Source organism: Nocardia sp. NPDC004278, assembly GCF_053602975.1.
Map to the genome: position 1 here is coordinate 163,175 of NZ_JBSGEQ010000005.1, position 25,131 is coordinate 188,305.

24 protein-coding genes are annotated in these 25,131 nt (G+C 66.5%); 20 read left to right on the forward strand and 4 right to left on the reverse strand.

The genetic code is table 11. The features are described 5' to 3' along the window. Positions 1 to 43: 43 nt before the first annotated feature. On the forward strand, positions 44 to 1,021 hold the full coding sequence (locus ACWEO2_RS09960) for a GlxA family transcriptional regulator (protein WP_452404961.1): 978 nt from the start codon (positions 44 to 46) through the stop codon (positions 1,019 to 1,021). Between the two features lie 46 nt (positions 1,022 to 1,067). Here the strand turns inward: ACWEO2_RS09960 and ACWEO2_RS09965 are convergent, their stop codons facing one another. Further along, complete coding sequence (locus ACWEO2_RS09965; RefSeq protein WP_452404962.1) at positions 1,068 to 2,534, reverse strand: alpha/beta hydrolase; 1,467 nt, start codon at positions 2,532 to 2,534, stop codon at positions 1,068 to 1,070. A 200-nt stretch (positions 2,535 to 2,734) separates the two neighbouring features. Between ACWEO2_RS09965 and ACWEO2_RS09970 the strand changes: the two genes are divergently transcribed. The 4 genes from ACWEO2_RS09970 (at position 2,735) to ruvB (ending at position 5,590) form a co-directional block, all read left to right on the forward strand. Further along, complete coding sequence (locus ACWEO2_RS09970; RefSeq protein WP_452404963.1) at positions 2,735 to 3,220, forward strand: MmpS family transport accessory protein; 486 nt, start codon at positions 2,735 to 2,737, stop codon at positions 3,218 to 3,220. 109 nt (positions 3,221 to 3,329) lie between these two features. Next, positions 3,330 to 3,899, forward strand: coding sequence for a crossover junction endodeoxyribonuclease RuvC (ruvC, locus tag ACWEO2_RS09975; protein WP_452404964.1), 570 nt, complete (start codon positions 3,330 to 3,332; stop codon positions 3,897 to 3,899). Next, complete coding sequence (gene ruvA, locus ACWEO2_RS09980; protein ID WP_452404965.1) at positions 3,896 to 4,501, forward strand: Holliday junction branch migration protein RuvA; 606 nt, start codon at positions 3,896 to 3,898, stop codon at positions 4,499 to 4,501. Before ruvC ends, ruvA begins: the two co-directional genes overlap by 4 nt. 6 nt (positions 4,502 to 4,507) lie before the next feature. Then, positions 4,508 to 5,590 carry a Holliday junction branch migration DNA helicase RuvB gene (gene ruvB, locus ACWEO2_RS09985; protein WP_452404966.1) on the forward strand — a complete coding sequence of 361 codons (1,083 nt, stop codon included), beginning with the start codon at positions 4,508 to 4,510 and terminating at the stop codon, positions 5,588 to 5,590. A 10-nt stretch (positions 5,591 to 5,600) separates the two neighbouring features. Here the strand turns inward: ruvB and ACWEO2_RS09990 are convergent, their stop codons facing one another. Both ACWEO2_RS09990 and ACWEO2_RS09995 read right to left on the reverse strand, forming a co-directional pair. Then, a complete protein-coding gene (locus tag ACWEO2_RS09990) occupies positions 5,601 to 6,179 on the reverse strand; it encodes a DivIVA domain-containing protein (RefSeq protein ID WP_452405133.1) in 579 nt (192 codons plus the stop codon). A gap of 164 nt (positions 6,180 to 6,343) precedes the next feature. Further along, entirely contained in the window at positions 6,344 to 6,994 is a 651-nt protein-coding gene (locus ACWEO2_RS09995; RefSeq protein WP_355178261.1) for a TetR/AcrR family transcriptional regulator, read from the reverse strand. 98 nt (positions 6,995 to 7,092) lie between these two features. Between ACWEO2_RS09995 and ACWEO2_RS10000 the strand changes: the two genes are divergently transcribed. The 7 genes from ACWEO2_RS10000 (at position 7,093) to ACWEO2_RS10030 (ending at position 16,500) form a co-directional block, all read left to right on the forward strand. Continuing rightward, positions 7,093 to 8,583 (forward strand): flavin-containing monooxygenase, encoded by a 1,491-nt coding sequence (locus ACWEO2_RS10000; protein ID WP_452404967.1) that lies wholly within the window; start codon positions 7,093 to 7,095, stop codon positions 8,581 to 8,583. Between the two features lie 269 nt (positions 8,584 to 8,852). Next, on the forward strand, positions 8,853 to 9,215 hold the full coding sequence (gene yajC, locus ACWEO2_RS10005) for a preprotein translocase subunit YajC (RefSeq protein ID WP_452404968.1): 363 nt from the start codon (positions 8,853 to 8,855) through the stop codon (positions 9,213 to 9,215). A gap of 116 nt (positions 9,216 to 9,331) precedes the next feature. Then, on the forward strand, positions 9,332 to 11,083 hold the full coding sequence (gene secD, locus ACWEO2_RS10010) for a protein translocase subunit SecD (protein WP_452404969.1): 1,752 nt from the start codon (positions 9,332 to 9,334) through the stop codon (positions 11,081 to 11,083). After that, positions 11,080 to 12,333, forward strand: a complete 1,254-nt coding sequence (gene secF / locus ACWEO2_RS10015; protein WP_452404970.1) for a protein translocase subunit SecF — start codon at positions 11,080 to 11,082, stop codon at positions 12,331 to 12,333. The genes secD and secF overlap by 4 nt, the downstream gene beginning before the upstream one ends. A 25-nt stretch (positions 12,334 to 12,358) precedes the next feature. Then, positions 12,359 to 14,074, forward strand: a complete 1,716-nt coding sequence (locus ACWEO2_RS10020; protein ID WP_452404971.1) for an ABC transporter substrate-binding protein — start codon at positions 12,359 to 12,361, stop codon at positions 14,072 to 14,074. A 37-nt stretch (positions 14,075 to 14,111) separates the two neighbouring features. Further along, the gene (locus ACWEO2_RS10025) at positions 14,112 to 14,684 is read left to right on the forward strand and encodes an adenine phosphoribosyltransferase (RefSeq protein WP_355178536.1); all 573 of its coding nucleotides are present in this window, start codon (positions 14,112 to 14,114) and stop codon (positions 14,682 to 14,684) included. Between the two features lie 226 nt (positions 14,685 to 14,910). Continuing rightward, entirely contained in the window at positions 14,911 to 16,500 is a 1,590-nt protein-coding gene (locus ACWEO2_RS10030) for an ABC-F family ATP-binding cassette domain-containing protein (protein WP_452404972.1), read from the forward strand. 2 nt (positions 16,501 to 16,502) lie between these two features. Here ACWEO2_RS10030 and ACWEO2_RS10035 read toward each other — a convergent pair whose 3' ends face one another. Beyond that, on the reverse strand, positions 16,503 to 16,913 hold the full coding sequence (locus ACWEO2_RS10035) for a nuclear transport factor 2 family protein (RefSeq protein ID WP_452404973.1): 411 nt from the start codon (positions 16,911 to 16,913) through the stop codon (positions 16,503 to 16,505). 84 nt (positions 16,914 to 16,997) lie between these two features. On the opposite strand from ACWEO2_RS10035, the gene ACWEO2_RS10040 reads away from it, so the two are divergent. From ACWEO2_RS10040 to ACWEO2_RS10075, 8 genes are all read left to right on the forward strand, one after another. Then, the gene (locus ACWEO2_RS10040; protein WP_452404974.1) at positions 16,998 to 17,498 is read left to right on the forward strand and encodes a winged helix-turn-helix transcriptional regulator; all 501 of its coding nucleotides are present in this window, start codon (positions 16,998 to 17,000) and stop codon (positions 17,496 to 17,498) included. Between the two features lie 22 nt (positions 17,499 to 17,520). After that, positions 17,521 to 18,822 carry a hypothetical protein gene (locus tag ACWEO2_RS10045; RefSeq protein WP_452404975.1) on the forward strand — a complete coding sequence of 434 codons (1,302 nt, stop codon included), beginning with the start codon at positions 17,521 to 17,523 and terminating at the stop codon, positions 18,820 to 18,822. A 99-nt stretch (positions 18,823 to 18,921) separates the two neighbouring features. Next, on the forward strand, positions 18,922 to 20,193 hold the full coding sequence (locus tag ACWEO2_RS10050) for a hypothetical protein (protein WP_452404976.1): 1,272 nt from the start codon (positions 18,922 to 18,924) through the stop codon (positions 20,191 to 20,193). A gap of 72 nt (positions 20,194 to 20,265) precedes the next feature. After that, positions 20,266 to 20,631: a DUF4345 domain-containing protein gene (locus tag ACWEO2_RS10055; protein ID WP_452404977.1), complete on the forward strand. Its 366-nt coding sequence runs from the start codon at positions 20,266 to 20,268 to the stop codon at positions 20,629 to 20,631. A 339-nt stretch (positions 20,632 to 20,970) separates the two neighbouring features. Then, positions 20,971 to 21,930 carry an acyl-ACP desaturase gene (locus ACWEO2_RS10060; protein ID WP_452404978.1) on the forward strand — a complete coding sequence of 320 codons (960 nt, stop codon included), beginning with the start codon at positions 20,971 to 20,973 and terminating at the stop codon, positions 21,928 to 21,930. Between the two features lie 116 nt (positions 21,931 to 22,046). Further along, positions 22,047 to 22,997 (forward strand): hypothetical protein, encoded by a 951-nt coding sequence (locus ACWEO2_RS10065; protein WP_452404979.1) that lies wholly within the window; start codon positions 22,047 to 22,049, stop codon positions 22,995 to 22,997. Between the two features lie 52 nt (positions 22,998 to 23,049). Then, on the forward strand, positions 23,050 to 24,306 hold the full coding sequence (locus ACWEO2_RS10070; RefSeq protein WP_452404980.1) for an adenylosuccinate synthetase: 1,257 nt from the start codon (positions 23,050 to 23,052) through the stop codon (positions 24,304 to 24,306). Between the two features lie 188 nt (positions 24,307 to 24,494). Continuing rightward, the gene (locus ACWEO2_RS10075; protein ID WP_452404981.1) at positions 24,495 to 25,121 is read left to right on the forward strand and encodes an NUDIX hydrolase; all 627 of its coding nucleotides are present in this window, start codon (positions 24,495 to 24,497) and stop codon (positions 25,119 to 25,121) included. Positions 25,122 to 25,131: the final 10 nt, after the last annotated feature.

Here is a 25,131-nt window from a genome sequence, read left to right on the forward strand (position 1 = left end):
TCCGGGAAATGGCACGATTGCCAATATTCGATATGATCGCGCCATGGTCGGACCTTCGGAGGCGCAGCGGCATCGAGTGGTCGTGCTCGCGCTGGATGGGGTGTATCCGTTCGAACTCGGCATTCCGAGCCGGGTATTCGGCACCGCCGCGGACCGCTACGAGGTGAGCACCTGCTCGGTCGACGGCGCGCCCGTGCCGAGCCGATCCGATTTCGCCATCGCCGTCCAGCACGACAGCTGGGCGCTGGCAACCGCCGACACCGTGGTCATTCCGGCCTGCGATATCGAGATGACGCTCGGCGGTACGCTGCCGCCGCCGCTGGCGGAGGCGTTCGCGCGGATCCGGCCGGGCGCACGGATCGTCTCGATCTGCACGGGGGCGTTCGTGACGGCCGCGGCCGGACTGCTCGACGGCCGTCCCGCGACGACGCATTGGAATGTGGCCGACCAGTTCCGGCGGAGCTTCCCCCGGGTTCGCCTCGATACCGATGTCCTGTACGTCGATGACGATGACGTGCTCACCTCCGCGGGCGCGGCGGCCGGTGTCGATCTTTGCCTGCATCTGGTGCGCCGCGATCACGGCAGTGCGGTCGCCAATACGGTTGCACGGCGCTGTGTCGTGCCGCCGTGGCGCGATGGCGGCCAGGCTCAGTACATCGAACAGCCGGTGCCGCCGTCGACTTCCGCGGGCACCGCCGCCGCCAGGCACTGGGCCCTCGAGAACCTCCAATTGCCCTTGACCATGGACGAACTCGCGGTGCGGGCCCGAATGAGCAAGCGCACCTTCGCTCGCCGCTTCCGAGACGAGGTCGGCATGAGTCCGGGCCGCTGGCTCATCCAGCAGCGCGTCTTCCGTGCCCGCCAGCTCCTCGAATCGACCGACCTGACGGTGGATCGCATCGCGGGCGAGGTCGGCTTCGCGACCGGCAGTTCGCTGCGCCAGCACCTACACGATTCGATCGGCGTCGCACCGCTGGCCTATCGTCGGACCTTTCGTGCCGAGTCGGCGCCGCCAGCGTAGTCGCGGGGCTGACCCCCGGCTCAATTCATCGGTCGCGCAATCGGTTTCAGGTCGCGTCCGGCACCGGGAGTCCGACCCGGGCGACTATCCAGGGAAACGACGAGGTGAAGGCGGCCGCGGCGAACTGCCAGGTGTGGCCGCCCTGGGTGGTGTGGATGGTGCAGTCGATGCCGACCTCATGTCCTGCGGCACACAGCTTTTCGGCCGCGCCGACCTCGCCGGTGTCGACAACACCGTCGTGGCCGCCGAAGCCGACGGTGTCGTCGTCGACCGCCGCGGACTGGCGTGCACCATGGGATCCCGGACCGGATTTGGGTGGGGTGAGATCGTCGAACAGACCGGCCATATCGGTGTACGGGCCGTGTTTGCCCATGACGGTGATCGGGTCGAAGGCGGCCCAGTGGTCGGCGTCACCGCCGAAAAGGCGTTTGATCGTCTGCTCTTTGTTGCCCGAGGTCGGGCCCAGATCACCCGCGATATCGACGAAGGTGCGTACCAGCTCGGGGTGCATGACGGCCAGGTCGACCGCGCAGGTGCCGCCCATCGACCAGCCGACCACGGCCCAGTTCGCCGGATCCGCCGACGCGCCGAAGCGAGATTCGAGGTAGCCGGGCACATCTCGGGTCAGATGGTCGGCGGCGTCGCCGCGCGGACCGTTCACGCATTCGGTGTCGTTATTGAAGCTGCCGCTGGAATCGACGAAGACCAGAATGGGGGCGCGGCCGCCGTTGGCGGCGGTGAACTTGTCCACTTCGGGCATGATCTGGCCGCTGCGCATCCAGTCCGCGGGCGTGTTGAACTCACCACCGATCATCATGACGACCGGCAGGGTCGGCGGCGTCGGACCGGCGAACCAGGCCGGTGGCAGGTACACGTATTCGGTGCGATGCGGAAATCCGCTGCCCGCGTCGGGAATTCGCACCGGCACGATCTTGCCGGTGGTGACGTTCGTATTGCGCAGTGCAGGCAGGGCGTCGATATCGGTCTGGTTCGGCAGCGGGCCCGCGGTGAGCGCATTCCACGCCGACTGCACGGTGGGGTAGTAGCCGACCCACTGATTGAGCACGATGCCGGTGCTCAACAGTGCCAGGGGTATGGCGAGCACCGAGACGCCGCGCCGCCACCAGCGCGCGCTGCGCCAGCCGAGCGCGGCGACGGCGATGGCCGCGACCGCCGCCCCGACACAGGCCCACAACTCGATCGGCGCCGGATCCGAGGCCAACCCCTGATCGTTCACATACGCCCACGCGGCCACCGCGCCCGCCGCACCGAACGCCGCGCACACCGGCAGCAGCACCAGCCGCCAGCGCCGGGTTCGCCAGCCGATCGCGAGGATCAGCAGGGCCACCGCGATCAGTTCGACGGTCAACGGTAACCAGCCGTGCAGCAGCGAAATCCCGTGACGGGAGCCGTATTGGTAGCTCGGATTCAGATTCGCCGACGGTAGCCGTGGCGGCGGTGGCGGCGTCACAGGGGTCGCGGGCGCGGCGAGCAGGGCACGGACTACGGGCACCTACGGCATTGTCGAGACCATTCCTCGAGAAACCCTGTGAATCCGCTCCAGCAAAACTGTGGTTCGGTACCGAACCGGTGCGCGTTGCTGAAACGCGGCAGGCTCCGCGGGCGATTCAGAGGCAGAGCTGAAGCGGACTCCGAATGGCCTTGTCCGGTAAAGTCCTATCGCCGGTTGTGCAGGATTCAGGAGGGGTGCACGTGACCTATCAACCACCGCCGCAGTATCCGGGTTATCCCGGGCAAGGGTATCCGGGCTACCCGGGCTATCCGCCGCAGCCACCCAAGGGAAAGCCGGTGTGGCCGTGGGTATTGGGCGGTGTCTTCCTGGCGATCGTGCTCACCGTCGGCGGGTGTGTCGCGGTGTTCGGATCCATCGCCTATCGGATCGACAAGGAGTCGAAGAAGGAAGTCGCGGTGACCTATGAGGTCTCCGGCACCGGCACCGCCGATATCACCTTCACCAGTGGCGATTTCGACAGCTCCAATGCCAACGACGCGCCACTGCCCTGGACCAAGGCCGTGACCCTCACCGGATTCGTCCGCTCGGGCCGGGTGTCGGCCACCGTCAGCGGGTCCAGCGGCGGCACGGTGAGCTGCCGGATCCTGCGCGACGGCAAGGTGGTCGTCGAAGATTCCGATTCCGGGTCGTACGCGTACGTGAGCTGCTATCACTCATTCGACTGAATCGGGTCCCGACGTCGAATCCCGGACGGGCGCCGTGTCGTTAGCGAACGGTGCTCGCGCGGTCCACTAGACTCTCGAACAGTTGTTCGTGTCTTCGAGAGGGGATCGTGTGCGGGTGATGGGCGTCGACCCCGGGCTCACCCGGTGCGGCCTCAGCATCGTCGAGGGCGGGCTGGGGCGGAAGGTGACGGCGCTCGACGTCGACGTGGTGCGTACCCCCGCGGATATGGATCTCGCACACCGGCTGATGGGCGTCGCCGATATCGCCGAACACTGGATGGATACGCACAAACCCGATGCGGTCGCGATCGAGCGGGTGTTCGCGCAGCACAATGTGCGCACCGCGATGGGCACCGCGCAGGCGGGTGGAGTGATCGCGCTGGCGGCGGCGCGGCGGGGTATACCCGTCGCCTTTCACACCCCGAGTGAGGTGAAGGCTGCCGTCACCGGCAATGGCACCGCGGACAAGGCTCAGGTGACCGTGATGGTGACGCGTATCCTCGGCCTGCAGGTCGCGCCGAAACCGGCGGATGCGGCCGATGCGCTGGCCCTGGCGATCTGTCATTGTTGGCGGGCGCCGCTGATGGCGCGGATGGCCGAGGCCGAGGCGCGGGCCGCCGAGGCACAGCGGCGGTATACCCAGCGGCTTGCCGAACAACGGAAGGTGGTGCGCCCGTGATCGCGTCGGTACGCGGTGAGGTGCTCGAAATCGCGCTCGATCATGTGGTGCTCGAGGCGGCGGGCGTCGGCTACCGGCTCAATGTCACCCCGGCGACGCTGTCGACGCTGACCCGCGGCGAGGAATCCCGGCTGTTCACCGCGATGATCGTGCGCGAGGACTCGATGACGCTGTACGGATTCGCCGATACCGAATCCCGTGACCTGTTCGGTCTGCTGCAGACCGTCTCCGGCGTCGGTCCGCGGCTGGCCATGGCGGTGCTCGCGGTGCTCGAGCCCGAGGCGCTGCGCAAGGCGCTTGCGGACAGCAATGTCGCGGCGCTGACCCGGGTGCCCGGCATCGGTAAGCGCGGCGCCGAGCGCATGGTGGTCGAGTTGCGGGATAAGGTGAATCTGGTTCCGGTGCAGGCGGGTCCGCCGGGTACTACGCCCACACCGGTGCTCACGCCGGTGCGCGAGCAGGTCGTCAAGGCCCTGATCGGACTCGGCTTTCCCACCAAACAGGCGGAACCGGCGGTCGATGCCGTACTCGCCGATCAACCCGCCGCCGGCACCTCGGCCGCCTTGCGCGCCGCGCTCGGCTCGCTCGCCAAGAACCGGTAAGCCGTCATGGACTACGACGACACCGAACCCGAATCCCAGGTCACCGCAAGCTATCTCAAATCCGACGGGGAGATCGAGGCCAGCCTGCGCCCGAAATCCCTCGACGATTTCATCGGCCAGCCCCGCGTGCGCGAACAGTTGGCGCTGGTATTGCGCGGCGCCAAACAGCGTGGCGGCACTCCGGACCATGTGCTGCTGTCCGGCCCGCCCGGTCTCGGCAAGACCAGTATGGCGATGATCATTGCTGCGGAACTCGGTACGGCACTGCGCATCACCTCGGGTCCGGCATTGGAGCGCGCCGGCGATCTCGCCGCCATGCTGAGCAATCTGGTCGAGGGCGATGTGCTGTTCATCGACGAGATCCACCGGATCGCCCGGCCCGCCGAGGAAATGCTCTATCTCGCGATGGAGGACTTCCGTGTCGACGTGGTCGTCGGCAAAGGCCCGGGGGCAACCTCGATTCCGCTCGATATCGCGCCCTTCACCCTGGTCGGTGCGACCACCCGCTCGGGTGCGCTAACCGGTCCGCTGCGTGACCGCTTCGGCTTCACCGGTCACATGGACTTCTACGATCCCGACGAGCTCCTGCGCATCCTGCAGCGCTCGGCCCATATCCTCGGTGTCACCATCGATCGCGACGCCGCTGCCGAAATCGCCGGACGCTCCCGCGGCACCCCGCGCATCGCCAACCGCCTGCTGCGCCGCGTCCGCGACTATGCCGAGGTCCGCGCCGACGGCCTGATCACCCGTCCCATCGCCCAGGCGGCGTTGGAGGTCTACGACGTCGACGTGCTGGGCCTGGACCGCTTGGACCGTGCCGTCCTCGGGGCCCTGGTCCGCAGTTTCGGCGGTGGGCCCGTTGGGGTTTCGACGCTGGCCGTCGCGGTCGGCGAGGAGGCTGCGACGGTCGAAGAGGTCTGTGAGCCCTTCCTGGTGCGCGCGGGCATGGTCGCGCGCACGCCCCGCGGTCGCGTCGCAACGGCTGCCGCGTGGGAGCATCTCGGCCTCGTGCCGCCTCCGGACCTGGTCTTCGGCTCCATCGAGGTCCGCGGCCGCGAACCCCACCCCACCCTCGACCTGTTCGAATGACCCACCGGCGCTAGCGGTGGTTGGCTCCATCTTCGAGAGCGGTGACGACCAGGTCGAGGAAGGCGTCCACCTCGTCCCGGGTGTAGCCGCGGGTGCCGAGGCGGGCTTCGGTGAAGCGGACCGCGCGGACTTCGGTGGTGGTGAGGCTGCCGGGTCCGCCGTGTGCCAGGGTGGCGGCGACCAGGTCCAGGAAGGCGTCCACCTCGTCGGTGTCATAGCCGCGGCGGCCGACCGCGGACTGGGTGAACTGCATGTGGTGCACATCGTCGGGGGTGAGCAGGGCGGCGGGGCCGGAACCATTGCCGCCGACGGGGACCGGGCGGCTGCCGCGCTGGCGGAATTCCAGTTCGATGCGGACCCGGTCGAGGAATTCGTCGACCTGGTCGGCCTGGTAGCCGCGGCCACCGAAGCGCGGGGCGTCGAAGGCGACGTGGCGGATATCGTCGGCGGTCAGCACACCCTGCCCATCGAGCGTCGCGGAGACGAGTTCGAGGAAGGCGTCGACCTCATCGGCGTGATAGCCGCGGTGTCCCATCGGCGGCATGGCGAAATGGATTCGGCTCACGTCTTCGGGGGTCACCCGCGACATTGTGTCAGGGGCGGTGCCCTGCTCTGGTCGAATACGCATTTTTCGAACTCGGCGGTCTCTACCGAACACGTGCTGCCCCCGTTGGCCACAGTCGATCTGGCTACACCCTAGCGCTGATCGCCGCGACGAACCGGTGGAGAATTATCGGTCTCGCCGGAGTCGATTCAGTCCTTGCGCACGCCGTCGATGAGCAGTCGCCGGATCGCCTCGTTCAGTTCGCTGACCGCGGTCTCGTCCGGATTGCGCAGCCCCTGGACGATGCCCGCGATGAGCATGCCGGTGACGGCCTTGGCGGTGTTCTTGGTGTCGAGGTCGGCCCGCAGATAGCCGAGCTCGACACCGTGCGAGAGGTAACCGGCGGTGAGCGCGTCGGCCATATCGAGCAGCCCATAGAGCCGGGTGGTGAGTTCGTCATCGATACCGGTGGCGTGGAACAGCAGCAGCTGAGCGACCCGCCGGTCGGCCACCAGGATCCCGGTGAGGGCGGCGCCGATGCGGTCGATCTGGGCGCGGTATTCGTCAAGGGTGGTGGCGGCGTCGGGGGCGTTATCGGTGCCGAGCGCCTCGATGATCCGTGCGGCCAGATCGTCGATGACCACATCGATGATCTCGCGTTTATTGCTGAAGTACCGGTAGAACGTGCCGTGCCCGATGCCCAGCTCATTGGCGATATCGGCGATGCCGGTGGCGTGATAGCCCTTTTCGGCGAAGCAGACGAACGCGGTGTCGATGATCTCCTGGCGCAGCTCGGCCTTGCGTCGCTGGATCGCATTGCCGGCCGCTGGTCGGGGCGCACGCGTGGATGGCTTCGTCACCCACCCGATGATACTGTGTTCACAAACGGAATGAGATGTCATTCCGTGAGAGATGGTTCCTACATTCCCGTTGGAATGTATTCAGCAGGAGGTTCGACGTGGCGCCTCAGTACGACGCGGTCGTGGTCGGTGCGGGATTCGGCGGAATGGGTGCGGGTATCGAGCTCGACCGGCTGGGTCTGAGCAACTTCGTGATCCTGGAGCGCGAGAACGATCTCGGCGGCACCTGGCACGTCAATCACTACCCGGGGCTCGCCGTCGATATCGCCTCGGTGACCTACTCGTATTCCTTTGAGCCCAACCCCTATTGGACGCGGCTGTTCGCGCCGGGCAAGGAGCTCAAGAAGTATGCCGAGCACGTCGCGGACAAGTACGGCCTGCGTCGTCGGATGCGCTTCGGCACCGTGGTGGACGGCGCCCGCTGGGATGCGGAGCACCAGCACTGGGCCGTATCCGTCGCCGATGGTGAAACCATTACCGGCCGTTACCTTTTGACCGCGACCGGGTTCCTGTCCCAGCCCTACACCCCGCCGTTTCCGGGTATCGAGTCCTTCGCGGGCAAGATCATCCACACCACCGCGTGGGAGGACGATTTCGACCTCACCGGCCGCAGGGCCGCCGTTATCGGCACCGGCGCCACCGCCGTGCAGTTGGTGCCGGAGGCGGCCAAGAAGACCAAGGAACTCACCGTCTTCCAGCGCACGCCGATCTGGGTGGTACCCAAGATCGATACCGTGATTCCCGCGCCGGTGCAGCAGCTGTTCGCCCGTGTGCCCGCCACCCAGAAGGCCGCGCGGCTGGTCAACACCAGCCTGCTGGAGGCGCTGATGGTGCTCGGCGTGTTGCATTTCAAGCAGGCCAAACCGCTGAACAAGGCCGCAGGCGTACTTGCCAAGGCGCATCTGCGCGCGCAGGTGCGCGATAAGGAGACGCGCAAGCAGCTCACCCCGCACTACGACTTCGGCTGCAAGCGCCCCACGTTCTCCAACGCCTACTTCAAGACGTTCAACCAGCCCAACGTCCGGCTGGAGACCAACTCCATCGATCACATCGAGCCCGACGGCATCGTGACCGCCGACGGCCACAAGACCGAGATCGACACCCTGATCCTGGCCACCGGCTTCAACCTATGGGATGTGAACTTCCCGGCCATCGAGATCATCGGCCGCGAGGGCGTCGACCTCGGAAAGTTCTGGCGCGACAATCGTTTCCAGGCCTATGAGGGCATCACGGTGCCGAAATTCCCGAACTTCATCAGCCTCAACAGCCCATATTCCTACAGCGGCCTGTCGTACTTCACCACCATCGAGGCCCAGATGAAGCATATGGGCCGCCTGTTGAAGGAGACCTTCCGTCGCGGCGAGACCACCTTCGAGGTGACCGAGCAGGCGAACCGGCACTTCCTGGATCGGGTCACCGACAAGCTGGGTTCCTCGGTCTTCTACGGCGGCGACTGCTCGAGCGCGCGCAGCTACTACTTCAACCAGCACGGCGAGGCCGCCCTGCTGCGCCCGACCAGCACCATCAACGCACACCGCGAAGCGGTCGCCTTCCCGCTCGATGACTACAGCTACGGCAAGATCGCTTAGCACGCCCCATTGCGCAGCCCCGCGACCACACCACGGTCGCGGGGCTCGCTCGTTACCTGTGGCTTTTCGGCCCGGATGCGGGTCGGCATCGAGCAGTGCGGTTGCGTGGAATACCTGTGCCGACCGGTCCGCGGACCGTGCCCTGATGCCCGCCGGAGCGGCGTTCTGGGACGTCAGGGGGTGTGCCGGTGTGGTGGCGACGACGCGAACTGGCAGACTGTTGGTTGTACTTGTCCATCCCACCCACAGACTAGGGACTGACTTCGACGATGGAACTGCTGTTTCCGCTGCTGCTGGTAGCCCTGCTCGTGCCCATGTTCCTCGGTGTGCGCCGTCAGAAGCGCGAGGCCGAGAAGGTCACCACGATGCAGGAAAGCCTGAAGGTCGGCGACCAGGTCACCACCACGTCGGGGCTCTACGGCACCGTGGTCGATATCGATGACGACACCGTCGATCTCGAAATCGCCGAGGATGTCATCACCACCTGGCTGCGTCAGGCCATCCGCGATGTGCGTACCACGGACGAGACCACGGATGAGGCCGTGGCCGATGAGATCGCCGCCGACGAGATCGAGGCCGGTCTCGTCGAGGAGTCCGCGCAGCAGACCGAGACCCGGCTGACCAAGGACTGACCCGGTTCCAGCGGTGCACCCGCGTGCAGACGACCGCCGCGGGCGGTCCGTCCGGGTGCCCGGCTGTGCGTGCCCGCCTGTTCCACCCTCGACTTCCGCCTAGGAGATGACGAACTGTGCCACCTTCCCAGGGATCGGCGCATCCGCTCCGGTTGCTCGGCGTCTACGCCGTGCTGCTGGCCGTGATCTATGCGCTGGTGTTCTTCGCCGGTGACCATTCCCCGACCCCCAAACTGGGCATCGACCTACAGGGCGGTACCCGGGTCACGTTGACCGCCCGCACCCCCGACGGCAGCAAGCCGAGCCAGGACAGCCTGCGCCGGGCGCAGACGATCATCGAGAACCGTGTCAATGGCCTCGGTGTGTCGGGTTCCGAGGTCGTCATCGACGGCGACAACCTGGTGATCACGGTTCCGGGTGACGACGGTGGCCAGGCCAAGGCGCTGGCGACGACCGCCAAGCTCTACATCCGTCCGGTGCTGCAGGCCGTGCCCGCGGTCGGCGGCAAGAGCACGCCGCAGGCCTCGGGTACCGCCGGGACGACCCCGGGCGCCATTCCGGACGCCACACAGCTCAACCCCGACGGGACACTGCCGACCCAGCCCGCGCCGACCACCCAGTCCGCGCCAACCACTGCCGCGGTGCCGACCACCGAATCCGCACCCGCTGCGGAGTCGACCCCGCAGCCGCGCGTCTTCCCCGCACAGGCACCGACCTCGCCCCCGGCCCCGCCCGGCGGGCTGACGCCGCAGGAACAGGCGAAGAAGGAGATCGCGGACGCCAAGGCGACCCGACAGAGCACCGATCCCACGGTGCAGCAGGCCGCGATGGCCGCGATGGACTGCAGCAAGGCCGATCCGCTGGCCGGTAACGACGATCCGAATCTGCCGCTGGTCGCCTGCGCCACCGACGGCAAGGAGATCCTCCTGCTCGACAAGAGCCGGATCGACGGCCAGGAGATCAAGAACGCCACCTCGGGACTGAACCAGCAGCAGGCCCGCCACGAGGTGAACCTCGAGTTCAAATCCGATGGCAGTGATGCCTGGGCGACGCTGACCGGCGAATACATCAACAAGCGGGTCGCATTCGTACTCGACTCGAAGGTGGTCAGCGCGCCGGTCGTGCAGTCGGGTCCGCAGCAGGGCGGTCGCACCACCATCTCCGGTAACTTCACCGCGGCCAGCGCCAAAGAACTCGCGAACACCCTGAAGTACGGTTCGCTGCCGCTGTCGTTCCAGACCTCGGAGGCCGAGACGGTATCGGCGACGCTGGGTCTGTCCTCGCTACGCGCCGGTCTGCTCGCCGGTGCGATCGGCCTCGCGGTGGTGCTGCTGTACTGCCTGGCCTACTACCGGATGCTCGGCTTCCTCGCCGGATTCTCGCTGGTCGCCTCGGGTGTCGCGGTGTACGGCATCATCGTGCTGCTCGGCCGGTGGATCGGATTCACCCTCGATCTGGCCGGTATCGCCGGTCTGATCATCGGTATCGGTCTGACCGCCGACTCCTTCGTGGTGTTCTTCGAACGCATCAAGGACGAAATGCGCGAGGGTCGCAGCTTCCGCTCGGCGGTGCCGCGCGGTTGGCAGCGCGCCCAGCGCACCAACCTCTCCGGTAAGACCGTCAGCCTGATCGCCTCGGTCGTGCTCTACATTCTGGCCGCCGGCCAGGTGAAGGGCTTCGCGTTCACCCTGGGCATCACCACCGTCCTCGACGTGATCGTGCTCTATCTGGTGACCTCGCCACTGATGATGCTGGCGTCGCGCTCACCGTTCTGGGCCAAACCGTCGGTCAACGGGCTCGGCGCGATTCAGGAAGTGGCCAGGGAACGCAGGGCTGGCGAGGCTCTGGTGAAGGAGACGTCACGATGAGGACAGCATCGCGCAGCGATTCCATGGGGGGCGGCGGTCGGGATACCGACGATCGCTACTCGACTGTAGAGCCACTTGCCGACGAGGTGAACGCATACGATGCGGCGCCGAAGCACAGCGTCTTCGAGCGGCTCTACACCGGCACCGGCGGTTTCAAGATCGTCAGTCGGCGGCGCTTCTACTACGCGCTGACCGCGGCCTTCGTGCTGATCTCGTTGCTGAGCATCGGAATTCGCGGATTCACCCTCGGCATCGACTTCGCGGGCGGCTCGCGCATCCAGTTGCCCGCGGCGGGGACTGCGACCACACAGAAGGTCGAGGACGTCTACTCCCAGACCATCGGCCACGCCCCGGTGACCGTGCAGAAGGTGGGGTCCGGTTCGGCGGAGACCATTCAGGTCCGCTCCGATACGCTGAGCGCCGCCCAGACCGACGCGCTGCAGACCGCGCTGTTCAACGCCTTCCAGCCGAAGGACAAGGACGGCAATGTTTCGCGCAACGCGATCAGTGTCGCGGAGATCAGCGAGACCTGGGGTAGCCAGATCACCAAGAAGGCCGTGATCGCGCTGGTCGTGTTCATCGCGCTGACCATGGTCTACATCGCCATCCGGTTCGAACGGGATATGTCGATCGCGGCGATCGCCTCGCTGTTCTTCAACATGATCGTCACGGCGGGTATCTACTCGCTGGTCGGCTTCGAGGTGACCCCCGCCGCGGTGATCGGTCTGCTGACCATCCTCGGCTATGTGCTCTATGACAATGTCGTCGTCTTCGACAAGGTCGAGGAGAACACCCGCGGTGTGGTGAATACGTCTCGACGCACCTATGCCGAACAGGCGAACCTCGCGGCGAACCAGACACTGATGCGATCGATCAACACCACCGTCATCGGCATTCTGCCGATCGTCGGCATGCTGGTGATCGCGGTGTGGCTGCTCGGCGTCGGCACGCTGAAGGATCTGGCGCTGGTGCAGCTGGTCGGCATGGTCGTCGGCGCGTACTCGTCGATCTTCTTTGCGGTGCCGCTGCTGGTATCGATCAAGGAGCGGTGGGGTCCAGTCGCGGCGCACACCAAGAAGGTGCTCAACAAGCGTGCCGGATTGGCGTCGGCGCGTGCGGGAGCCGAGGCGGAGCGGCGCGCGGTCGCGGCGACCGGCCGGGATCTGGATGCTCGCCCCGTGCGTGAACCCGGACAGGCCCCGCGTCCCGGCGCTCGGCCGAGCGGAAAGCGGAACAAGCGCAGGCACTGACAGCCGACGGCAGGGGTTTTCCTTGATGAAGCAGTCGCTAGCGGCACGTTTGATCGGAGCGGTGGCTGCGGGCACCGTGGCTGCCACGGTGGTGGCCGGGTGCTCGAGCCAGAACCAGGTGCCCTCCATCGGCTATGCCGTCGATGCGGTGATCGCCAGTTACAACGGGGGCACCACGCTCGGCGCGAGCAGCGGCTCGGACGCGGTGTTCGCGCGCGTGCTGACCGGGTTCTTCTACACCGGCCCCGACGGCCAGCAGGTCGCCGATACCGATGTGGGCACCGCGAAAGAGGTGCCGGGCGAGGCGCAGACCGTGCAGTACCGGCTCAACGCGGACGGTATGTACTCCGACGGCGTGCCGACCTCGTGTGACGATCTGGTGCTGGCCTGGGCCGCGCGCAGCGGCCGATACACCAAACCTGGTGACCGCGGCCAGGTTCCGCTGTTCGATGCCGCGAGCACCGCCGGATACGCCGATATCGAGCGGGTGGACTGCCAGCCCGGCTCCAAGGACGCGACCGTGGTGTTCCGCGGGGACCGGCACTACCTGCCGTGGCGCAATCTGTTCGCCCCGGGGGAGTTGATGCCCGCGCATGTGGCGGCGCGGGTGGCGAATGTGCCGAACGTCGTGACGGCCGTGCAGTCCGGTGATCAGGCCGCATTGCAGCGGATCGCCGATTTCTGGAACAACGGGTGGACCATCGGCGCGGACAAGTTGGATCTGAGCCGGTTCCCGTCGTCCGGACCGTATCGGATCGATTCCTACTCCGCCGAAGACGGGCTGGTCCTGGTCGCCAACGAACGCTGGCGGGGCAATAAGCCCGAGACCGGGCGGATCGTGGTGTACCCGAAGACCGCCGATCTGAAATCGAAGGTCGGCGACAATGCGGTCGGGGTCGTCGATATCGGTGCCGGATCGGTGAAGGACATCAATCTGGACGGATTCTCGGTGCGGACAATACCGGGACGCGGTGCCGAGCAGTTGGTGCTCGGGACCGGCGGCGTCTTCGGTTCGGCCGACGCACGGCGCGCCTTCGCACTGTGTGTGCCGCGGCAGGCGCTGTTCGACAAGCTCGGCAAGGCCAAGGACGCGCCGAAGAGCGGGCTCGGCACCGGGATGCTGAATTCTCGCATCACACAACAGGATTCGCTGTACTACCCGGCCGTCATCGGCGCGGCCGACAAGTACCAGGGCGCGAACGTATCCGGCGCCACCGCGGCCGTTGCCGGCGCGGGTGCATCGAATCCGACCGTCCGGATCGGGTATCTGAAGCCGGACGAGCGGCGCACCCAAACCGTGCAGATGATCGCGGATGCGTGCAAACCGGCGGGTATCAGTGTGGTGGACGCCGGATCGCCCGATTTCGTACCGTCCCAGCTCACCGAGGGCAAAGTCGACGCCGTCCTCGGTAGTACCGCGTCGGCGCCGGGTCCGGCCGGATCCGAGACCGGTGTGGCCGCTACCAGCGCGTTGCGCACCGGTAGCGGGCTCAATTTCGGTCGCTTCGGTAATGGCCGCTACGATTCGATCACCGATCAGCTTGCGGGCGACGACAACTCGACCACAACGCTGAATCTGCGCACCGAGGCCGAGAACCTGCTGTGGGCGGAGATGCCGAGCATTCCGTTGTTCGCCACACCCCGCACCATCGCATTCGGTGACGGCCTGCGCAACGGAATAGCCGGGCCCACCCAGACGGGAACCGGCTGGAATATGGACCGCTGGGTGTTGCGGCGGTGACAGGTGCTGGTGGGTGAGTAATCATGGAGAGGTGTCGATGAGCAAGCACGCGGCGGTGGAAACGGATGACGTCCTAGCCGAGCGGACTGGCAAAGCCGCCGAATTGGTCGAACGCCTCACCCGCTGGCGCGATGATTTCCCCTCGCCCGGCGTCCGGTTTGCCGATCTGACACCGGTTTTCGCCGATCCGGAGGGCTTCCGGGCGATTGTCGACTGCCTTGCCGCCTGTGCGCCCGATGCCGATCTGGTGGCCGGGGTCGATGCGCGTGGGTTCATTATTGCCGCGGGTGTGGCCACGACATTGGGTACCGGTGTCATGGCGGTGCGGAAGGCGGGCAAGCTGCCGCCGCCGGTGATCTCCCGCGAGTACAGCCTCGAGTACGGCACGGCCGCCCTGGAGATCCCCGCCGATGGGGTCGAGCTGAGGGGCCGCCGCGTCCTGCTTCTCGACGACGTGCTGGCGACCGGTGGGACATTGGCGGCGGCGGCGGACCTGTTCAAGGCCGCCGGTGCCGAAATCGTCGCGGCAGCAGTGATTTTGGAGCTCGGCTTTCTCAATGGGCGCGATCGCCAAGGGGATTACCCGTTGACGTCGGTGGTGCGGATCTAGTTCGGGGTCTGCGGAAACCGGTTTGCCGGTTGGGGGCGGGTTACCCGGTCCTGTCGCCGCAGCGGATCGTGTGATCCAAATATCAGTGGCGCGAGATCCCCGGTTGCGCTTAACCTGTGTAAGTCTTATCGCCGTTGATCGGAGTCATGTCGTTGCTCTCATGAGGTAGCCACTCGGGCGGCCCGCATCCGCGCGTCGCGTTTCCGTAGCAACCTCTGGGGTCCACATGACCAATCTTTCCCTTTCCGATCTCACCTTTTCCTGGCCCGACGGCACGCCCGTATTCGACGGGCTCGATGCCGTGCTCGGCCCCGGCCATCTCGGCTTGGTCGGTGGCAATGGCGCGGGCAAGTCCACACTGTTGCGGCTGATCGCGGGTGCGCTGACGCCAACACACGGTTCGGTCACGGTAACCGGGCGGCTCGGTTATCTGCGTCAGGATCTCGGCCTCGGCACCGGTCAGCGCGTCGATGCGGTGCTGGGTATCGCCGCGATACGGAAGGCGTTGCACCGCATCGAATCCGGCCTCGGCGAAGAGTCGGACTTCGACACCGTCGGTGGGCAGTGGGATGTCGAAGAGGGCGCCATCGCGCTGCTCGGTCGACTGGGTCTGCACTACCTCGCCGATTCGGTCGAACAGCTGGACCGCCGTCTGGAGACGCTCTCCGGCGGGGAGACGGTATTGCTCGGTCTGGTCGCGGAATTGCTGCGCGAACCGGACGTGCTGCTGCTCGACGAGCCGACCAACAACCTGGATCAGCATGCCCGACAACGCCTATACGAGGTGGTCGGGCAATTCTCCGGCACCGTCCTCACGGTCAGTCACGACCGTGAGTTGCTGGAGCGGATGGGTACGATCGTCGAACTCCGGCAGGGCGAATTGCGTTTGTTCGGTGGCAATTTCAGCGAATACGAGCGGATCATCGAGGCGGAGCAGGAGGTCGTGCGGGCCACGATCCGCGACGTGCGCAGTGACGTCCGCAAACAGGCGCGCGAACTGGTCGAGACCCGGATCAAACTGGATCGCCGAGCGCGCTACGGGCAGAAGATGTTCGAGAACAAGCGCGAGCCCAAGATCGTCATGGGTGCACGCAAGCGGGCCGCGCAGGTGTCGGCGGGCAAGTTGCGCAATAACCACATCGAAAAGCTGGACACCGCAAAGGAACAGCTACAGCAGGCCGAGGACCTGTTGCGCGACGATCGGCACATCCGGGTCGATCTGCCCGGCACCCGGCTGTACCCGGGCCAGGATGTCATCGATCTCGACCAGGTCGAACTGGCTTGCGGGCCGACCGTAACGCTGCGGGTGTCCGGTCCGGAGCGGATCGCACTGACCGGCCGCAATGGCGCGGGCAAAACCACACTGCTGCACCGCATTGCCGCGGCACCGCCGAAGGTCGCGTGGCGGATGTTGCCGCAACGTCTCGATATCTTCGACGAGCACCGTACGGTCTTCGAGAATGTCGCCTCGACCGCGCCGCACGCCTCCGCCGAACAGATCCGAGCCCAACTCGCCCGCTTCCTGTTCCGGGGCGCCCAAGCCGATGTCGCGGCATCGGCCCTCTCCGGCGGCGAACGCCTGCGCGCTGCCCTCGCCATGCTCCTGCTCGCCGACCCGGCCCCCAAACTCCTGCTACTCGACGAGCCGACCAATAACCTCGACCTGCCCAGCCTCGACCACCTCACCCAGGCCCTCGCCAACTACGAGGGCGCGCTGATCGTGGTCAGCCACGACCCCCGCTTCCTCGACGACATCGGGATAACCAGGCGCGCGGAGCTGAGCACCGAAGGACTGACCGAAACCCTGATCCGGTAGCGCTATCCGCGCGCGGCCCGCCGCATGACCCCTGGATGCCGCAACAGCCGCGGACCCAGCTTCACCGCGAGGAAGCTGAGCGGGAGCCAGGGCCGCAGATGCGGGTTGAGGCGGCGAATTCGGCCGTCTGCGGCCAGTTCGAGGATCATGGCTTCGGTCATCCGGAAGGGACCGACGCTGGCCTCGGCCAGCAGGACGCGGCGGTCACCGTCGCCGATGTCCTCGGTCCAGCGCAGGTGCGAGAGGCTGCCGTAGGCCGCGGTCAGCAGGATGCGCAGGTCATCGTGACCGCGGAAGGTGAGGCGGCCGGACAGCGGTGAGGTCAGCTCGGCGTCGGGTGCGAGGGTGCGCATCATGGCGTCGATATCGGCGGCCTCGGTCGCCTCCCGGAATTGTGCCACTGCGTCGGACATCGATCACCTCTCGGCGTTCGGTTCATCGGTCGTATCGCAACGTAATCGAGTCACTTGCAAAAAGCAATGGACTAGGATGTGGTGGTGCCCAAAGCTGCCATGTCCGACATTGTGTGCTCGATCGCGCGAACGCTCGACGTGGTCGGGGAGCGGTGGACGCCGCTGATCCTGCGCGATCTGTTCGTCGGGGTGAACCGGTTCGAGGACATCCGCCGCGATCTCGGCATCGCCTCGAATGTCCTCACCGCACGCCTGGATACGCTGCGGGAATACGGGATTGTCGAGGCGCGGGTGTACCAATCGAATCCGGTGCGCCACGAATACGTGCTCACCGAACAGGGCCGCGATCTGTATCCGGTGCTCACCATGCTCATTTCCTGGGGCGACAAGTGGCTCGCCGGGCCCGCGGGCCCACCTGCGCTGGTCGTGCACCGGGACTGTGGGCACGAGACCTCCGGGGTGGTGGTCTGCCGCGCCTGCGGTGCGCCGCTCACCGCGGACAACGTCTACTGGCGGCACGGCCCCGGCGCGCAGCGAGGGCCGGGGACAATGCTCATCGGCGACCATCTGGAACCGGCCCAGTAGGGCCGCCGCGCACCCGCTCGAGTTGAGCGACTTGCTCGGCTACAGCATGATCAATGCGATGGACCCGGTGCTGCAAGCGATAGCCGACGTCGATTGGGATGAGCTGGAACATGCCTATGGCCCCGCGGCCGATGCTCCGACGCATCTTCAGGCGCTGCTCGACGGTGATGCCGAAGCCTGTGTCGATGCCGTCGGCTATCTCGATGCCGCGCTATTGCACCAGGGCAGTGTGTACTCCGCCACCGCGCCGTTCGTCGCGATCGTGGCCCAATTGCTGCCGCGCCCGCATACCGCGATGACGATCGAGGACATCCTGCCGTGGGATCCGGAGCCGCGGTCCTTGCGGGTCGCGCTGCTGGATTACCTCGAAATCTTTGCGCACAGTTGTTGTTCCGGAATTTCGGATGCGCAGCTCTATGCCGAGGCCTATCCGCCCGGTCGCAGCGAAGAGGATCTGCAGCGGGTCAAGGCGAATCGGCGTGCCGGGCTGCTGGAACTCGGTCCCGATCCCGCAAAAGCCCTACTGGTGGAGCATGTTCCGACACCGCCCGGCCTACTGGCGGCAATCGATGACAACGAATTCCGCACGGCGATGCGGGCGCGGGACGAGATCGCCTGTCGCGCGGTGATTCCCAGCGTGATCGAGGCGATCGAACCCCTGGTTGACGATGCGGATGCGGTGGTGCGCATCGCCGCGCTGCGCGCGCTGATCGAGCTCACCGTGCATCCGGCCCTGACCGCGAAGCGGTCCGCATTGCTCGACCGGCTCGACACCATCGCGCCGATCATTCCGGATCCGGCCGAACGCGCCACCGCTGCAAGGGTTTCGGGCATCCACGGCGGCCGTCCGGAACGGCTGCTCGCCGATCCTCATCCCGGTGTCCGCGCCTGCGCTGCCTTGGCGCCCGCATTCGCCGCCGAACAACGCGCCACCGACGAACTCCTGTCCGCGTTGGAGCGGCCCGAGGCCATCGACGAGTGGTTCAATCGCTACCTACCCGGGCAGGACGGCTGGCTACGCCACGATGTCATCCGCGAACTCGTCGGCCGCGTCCACGATTTCGAGATACTGCTGCCCGCCGCCATCGAAGCGGCCTGGGTCGCCAACGAGCATACCGTGCGCAACGACTGTATTTCGTTCCTGCACAGAGCCTTTCCCGATCCGATCTCCGACGAATCGGAGCTGTCCGCCGCGCAGCTGTCCTATCTCGCGGTGCTGGCGGAGATCGAGCCCCTGTGGCAGACCGGTCAACTCGATCGCTGGTTCAGTGAGGCGGGTCTGCCCGGCGGCCGGGCGAGCTGCCGTCGGTTCGTCGAGCAGTAGCCGATTCGATCCATTGCCGCGGCAACGGGTCCGCGCGCGGAGAGTGGGTGTAGGGTCCTGACTTTCGCCGCCGGACCGCGGACACAAGGATGTATATCGATGGGAATCGAGTTGAACGTGGCGGGGGTGTGCCGCGCGCCCACCGAGGACTTCCTCGATCAGGTCGAGGCATGGTTGCGAACCGGTCCGGCCGGTGCACGGATCGGCTGGATCGCCACCTCGGCTCCATTTCGGAAATCGGTGGAGATCTCCGGTGATCGCCTGCTGGCCGTGCTGCATCCGGCAGCGGAACCGGTCGATCTGCGCGCGGCGCACGGCCAGGTAGTGGTGAGCGCGGGGTGCGCTTCGGCCGGGCCGGGCTATCACCGGCACGTCGCCGCGGTACTGCACGAAATGGGCAGGCGCTTCGACATTGTGTGGGACGAGGGCACCGAGGATCCGCTCGGACTGGCCGATGACCGCGCCGAGGTCGAACGCGACTACCTGGTGTGGATCCGCGCGCTCGCGCGGACGGTATTGACCGAGGTGCCCGCCGAGGGCGCCTGGGTGTCGATCGGATTATCCCTGGGCAGTGACCGATTCGATCATGACGGGCTGGCCGCGAGCTGGTTGGGTCCGCGCGACCGCGACTGGTTCCAGGCCGTCTCCGACGGCAATGAGGCGGCGGCGCGCGCATTCTTCCCGTGGTGGGACGACGGCTGGACCGCGCCGACAATGCGCAATACCGCGATGGGCATCATGTGGAACGACGTGCGGTGGCGCGCACCGACGGACGCCGATGACACCCCCGCGCTGCACCAGGCCGACGCGTTGCTCGCCGAGGCGCACCGGCTCGACGCCGCACTGGACCTGCCGTGGGCGGCCTGGCACGAATTGCGGTCGCTGCTGGCGGATTCGGCACCCATCGCGGCCGGTGCGCCCGCCGATCTGCCCGCGCGGGCCGCCGCGGATCGGCCCGCGCAGCTCGGCTACCGCCGTCGCTCGGTCCGCACGACGCCGGTGTCCGGGTGGAGTCTGCGGATACCGGGCGATTTCACCTACGGCTGGGACGGCGATCGCTGGTGGGCCTGGGACGGCACCCGCCAGATCGAGATCACCATTCTGCGGGTCGGCGATGCGAAGACCGGTCCGCCTCCGGCCGCGATGCTGCAATACGGCGCCAACGCGACCGCGGGGCATCGCGGCGAGCCGGTCATCGGCGGACCAGGTGACGGGTGGTGGTTGCCCGCGGAGGACGGCGACGAGGTCGGGGTGCAGGGTATCGCCAGCCACCGCAACGGCGAACTTCTCCTGGTCACGATCAGCGTTCCGGGGTCACAACTGGGTTGGGCGATCGAGGTCTGGCGCTCGTTGGAATACGGCGGGGACTGATCGCACGTTTGTGGAAGCGGGTGCGCGCTCCCGTCGATCATGCTGGCCTTCCGACTCGATCAGGAGGTTCCCTTGGCAACTGTCATAGATATCGTCATCGGCCTGTTCTTCCTCGCGATGGGTGGATATGCCCTCGCCGCACCGGCCGCGCTGATACGTCCCTTCGGCATGCGTACCGAGCATGCCGTGGCCCGCTATGAGATCCGCGCCGTCTACGGCGGATTCGGTCTGGCGATGGCGGCGATGCTGGCGATCGCGGCGACTCACGATGGATCCCTGCGGTCCGGAATCATGTTCACGATCGGCGCCGCGCTGGGCGGAATGGCTCTGGGCCGCGTCGTCTCCGCCGTGATCGATGACCGAACTTCCTGCTATCCCAACTGGTTCTACTGTCTGATCGAAACCCTCGCGGCGGCGGCCCTGGTGCTGACAGCCTGAGCCGAAGCGGGTTGTTGCATCGCCGGTGGTGCCAGGTGCGCTGACTGTTGTCCGGGCAGCAGGTCGGTCGGATCGTCGAACCGGTTGCTGGTCGTGACCGGTGGTCAGGTGAGCCGTCTCGCGCGGCATATCGCCAACCCATCGAGGTTGTACCTTGTTCAACTACGACGGTGCGCGCCTGATCAGGCCTCCGCGCGATACGCATCGGCCTGTCTACGCGATCAACTAATGGTGAGCAGTTCGAACCCGGCGGGTGAATTCGGCGTCAGGGGATTTCGGAAGCACGCCAATCGGGGCACTCTGGATGAGAGCCGCTGATCCAATGACAGGAACCCGATCGTGACACATACTTTGACACAGCTGGAGTTACTGACCGAACTCGAACCCGTTGCCGAACAGAACCTCAACCGCCACCTATCGGTCGCCAAGGACTGGCACCCGCACGATTACGTGCCATGGGACGAGGGCCGCAATTTTGCCGAGATGGGTGGAATCGATTGGGAGCCAGGACAATCCAGTCTGAGTGAGCTGGCAAAGGCTGCGCTGGTCACCAATCTGCTGACCGAGGACAATCTGCCGTCCTATCACCGACTGATCGCCGAATCCTTCTCGCAGGACGGCGCCTGGGGCACATGGGTGGGGCGCTGGACCGCCGAGGAGCACCGGCACGGAATCGTCATGCGGGACTACCTCGTCGTCACCAGAGGGGTGGATCCGGTGGCGCTGGAGCACGCGCGGATGGTCTGTATGACGACCGGGGTGCAGCATCCGACCGGAGTGGACGACAACGGATTCCTACCCGGCATCGCCTACGTGACATTTCAAGAGCTGGCGACCCGGGTCAGTCACCGCAACACCGGCAAGGTCTGCAACGATGCGGTCGCCGACCGCATGCTGCAACGCATCGCCACAGATGAGAACCTGCACATGGTCTTCTATCGCAACCTGTGCGGCGCGGCCATCGATCTGGCGCCCGACCAGGCGCTGGCGGCGATTTCGGCGATCATCCGAAACTTTCAGATGCCGGGTGCCGGTATGCCGAACTGGCGTCGCAACAGCGTATTGATCGCCAAGCACGGCATCTACGATCTGCGCCAGCATCTCGAGGAGGTCATCAACCCGGTGCTGCGCAAGTGGAACGTCTTCGAGCGCACCGACTTCACTGCCCGCGGCGAACAGGCGCGCGAGGAACTCGGGTTGTTCCTGGAGCGGCTCGGCAAGGATGTGATCAGGTTCGAGGAGCAGCGCGACCGGGCCTTGGCGCGCGAGGCGGCCAAGCGCGAGCAGCGGGACGCCTGAGCAGGTTCGTCCTGTCCGCCAAGATCAACTAGCGGTACCGATTCCATCAGCGGACTCTTGACGAGCAGAGTTTTAGTCTAATACACTAAAACTGGTTCACGGGAGGAAGTGACGAAATGGGATACGGACATTGGGACGACACCGCCTACCGCGCGGCCAAGACCTTCCGAGCCGGCCGAGGTCTGGACGACTTCGGATATACCGCCGAAATGCAGGGTCAGCCGTATCCGAGTTGGCGGGCGCATCCGGCACTCGATCCGCTCGGCGTCACCGTGCGCGAATGCCGGGATTCCGATGAGCACGGGAATTCGCTGCCGATCGCGGTGCTATTCGACGTCACCGGATCGATGGGGCGGGTCCCCCGGATCATGCAGGACAAACTCACCAAGCTGCACGGCCTGTTGCGGAGCAAGGGGTATGTGCAGGATCCGCAGATCATGTTCGGTGCCATCGGCGACGCCGATACGGATCGGGTGCCGCTACAGGTGGGGCAGTTCGAATCCGACAACCGGATGGACGAACAGTTGCGCAATATCCTGCTGGAAGGCGGCGGTGGTGGACAGAAGTCCGAAAGCTATGAACTGGCCGCGTATTTCATGGCCACCCATGTCGTGACCGACGCATGGGAGCGGCGCGGTAAGCGAGGCTATCTGTTCATCATCGGCGACGAGCTGAACAAGGCGAGGTTGGCGGGGCGGCACATCCGCGCCGTCATCGGCGATCATGTGCGCACCGATATCGACGTGGCCTCGATCTATCGGGAACTGGCCGAGCGGTGGCACGTGCACTACATCCTGCCCAACCAGTCGAGCTACTTCGACGATCCGGAGATCGCCGAGCACTGGCGGGGATTGCTCGGTCAGAACTTCATGAAACTAGACGATCCGGCCGCGGTGTGTGAGCTTGTCGCACTCACCATCGGGCTCGCGGAGGACCGCGTCGATATGCATACCGGACTGGCGGACCTGCGCGATGTGGGGTCGGCGGCCGAGGCGGATTCGGTCGGAAAAGCGTTGGGCGCCAGGGCGAGACCGAGTATGCGTGCGCTGTCTCGGGGGCGAAGCTGACATCGGCTCGGGCGGTGCGCATTCCGCCAATGGGAAAGGCAAGGGGTGCAAGGTGATTCGGTCACACGTCATAGTGCTCGACCTCGGGTTCGGGGATGCGGGGAAGGGGGCAACCGTCGATTGGCTGTGCTCGCCGGACGCGGGGCTCGGCGTATCGGCGGTCGTGCGATTCAACGGCGGTGCGCAGGCGGCACACAATGTGATCGCCGACGGACGGCATCACACCTTCGCGCAGTTCGGATCCGGCACCTTCTGCGGCATTCCGACGCTGCTCTCGCGGCACATGCTGGTCGAGCCGATCGCGCTGGCGAGTGAATCGCTGCGACTGGCCGCGCTGGGGGTGCCAGATCCGCTATCGCTGCTGCGGATCGACGGGCGCGCGTTGCTCACCACGCCGATTCATATCGCCGCCAACCGTGCTCGCGAGGACGCGAGGGGTTCCTCGCGGCACGGTTCCTGCGGCCGCGGCATCGGCGAAACGGCCAGCTACGCACTCGAATTCGAGGCACCGACCGTGTCGGACTGCCTGCGCCCGAACGTCTTGTACGCCAAGCTCCAGGCGCTGGCGGCGCATTACGGCCCGCTGATCGCGCCGAGCGCGCACCGCTACGAACCGACTCGCGATCTGGTCGAGATGTACCGGGAATTCGCCGCCGCCGTCCGCATTGTCGACGGCGGTGAACTCGCCCGCCTGGCCCGGCGCGGCTGCCTGATCTTCGAAGGCGCACAGGGCGTTCTGCTCGACGAATGGCGCGGCTTCCACCCGCACACGACCTGGTCGACTGTGGAGCCGCGCAATGCCCGCGCCCTGCTCGCCGAAATCGATGCTCCCGCATACACACTCGGCGTCACCCGCACATACCTGACCCGCCACGGCGCTGGCCCGTTCCCCACCGAAGACCACACCATCGCGATCCCCGAACCGCACAATGCCGCCGGCCCCTATCAGGGCCCCTTTCGTCGCGGCCACCTCGACCCGATCCTGCTGCGCTATGCCATCGAGGTCTCCGGCGGTATCGACGGCCTCGCTCTCACCCATCTGGACGCCCCCGGAACCGGCTACGCCGCAACGGGATACGCGACACCGACCGGTCTGGTAGACCGCCTGGAACCGGGCCCATGGCAGGACCTCTACCACCAATGCCAGCTCACCGAACTCCTGACCACGTCCAACCCGATCCTGACACCCATCCCCGCCGACCCGATCCCATGGCTGGAATGCCAACTCGATACCCCGATAGTCCTGACGGCCAATGGTCCCGACCGCCGCGACCGCACCGCGATCCACACGGCGGCTGCCGTCGCCTAGGCCATGACCATGCGAATGGTCCGTCGTGGTCGTGCGACGTTGCGGTGGCGCGGCACGCGGCGGTGTGCTGGCGCGTGAGTTGTGGCAGGGCGCATTGCGTGGCGCACCGGCCTGCGGCACGGGTTGAGATGTTCTTGTTCGCGTGCCGCTCGGCGCAGGATGTCGGGGGTCCGGCAGGATGGGCCGGCGTGGAGCAATCCGTTGTTTCGGTCGATGTGGTGGCGTTGCGGTTCTGGGGCGATGACGCCGGGGTGAGCGTTGGTATCGCACCGCGGCAGATGGAGCCGTTCACCGGGCGGCTGGCATTGCCGGGCGTGCTGCTCGGGCGGGGGGAGCGGCTGGTCGCGGCCGCTCGGCGGGCCGTGCACACCAAGCTCGGGGTGCCGGAGGCGGCGATCGGGGCCGTCGGGCAGTTGGTGACCTTCGATGAACCGAACCGCGACCCGCGCGGGCCGACATTGTCCATTGCCATGTGGGCGGTGGTCGGACCGCATGAGGGGCCGGCCCAATGGGTCTCCTTCGATGCGGTGCCCGAACTGGCCTTCGACCACAACCGCATTGTGGATGCCGCCCGCAGCCTGCTCGCCCGGTTGCTCTGGAAGGATTTGACTTTCACCCGAGCACTGACCGGCGACGAATTTCCCGCCACCCGCGCGGTCGAACTCAGCGCCTCCGTCCACGGCACCCGCCCGGACCCGGCGAATCTGAACCGCACCCTGGCCGCCATCCCCGGCCTGGCCCGCACCACCGAACGCCGCCGCATCAAGGCCACCGGGCGCCCCGCGGCCATCTGGGCCTTCGCTCCCGACGAATAGCACAGCTGCC

Coding starts and splice junctions, on each gene's coding strand:
- secF (WP_452404970.1), top strand. CDS start 11,080: ATGAGGACAGCATCGCGCAGCGATTCCATGGGGGGCGGCGGTCGGGAT.
- ACWEO2_RS09960 (WP_452404961.1), top strand. CDS start 44: ATGGTCGGACCTTCGGAGGCGCAGCGGCATCGAGTGGTCGTGCTCGCG.
- ACWEO2_RS09990 (WP_452405133.1), bottom strand. CDS start 6,179: ATGTCGCGGGTGACCCCCGAAGACGTGAGCCGAATCCATTTCGCCATG.
- ACWEO2_RS10050 (WP_452404976.1), top strand. CDS start 18,922: ATGGGAATCGAGTTGAACGTGGCGGGGGTGTGCCGCGCGCCCACCGAG.
- ruvB (WP_452404966.1), top strand. CDS start 4,508: ATGGACTACGACGACACCGAACCCGAATCCCAGGTCACCGCAAGCTAT.
- ACWEO2_RS10020 (WP_452404971.1), top strand. CDS start 12,359: ATGAAGCAGTCGCTAGCGGCACGTTTGATCGGAGCGGTGGCTGCGGGC.
- ACWEO2_RS10035 (WP_452404973.1), bottom strand. CDS start 16,913: ATGTCCGACGCAGTGGCACAATTCCGGGAGGCGACCGAGGCCGCCGAT.
- ACWEO2_RS10025 (WP_355178536.1), top strand. CDS start 14,112: ATGAGCAAGCACGCGGCGGTGGAAACGGATGACGTCCTAGCCGAGCGG.
- ACWEO2_RS10065 (WP_452404979.1), top strand. CDS start 22,047: ATGGGATACGGACATTGGGACGACACCGCCTACCGCGCGGCCAAGACC.
- ACWEO2_RS10030 (WP_452404972.1), top strand. CDS start 14,911: ATGACCAATCTTTCCCTTTCCGATCTCACCTTTTCCTGGCCCGACGGC.
- yajC (WP_452404968.1), top strand. CDS start 8,853: ATGGAACTGCTGTTTCCGCTGCTGCTGGTAGCCCTGCTCGTGCCCATG.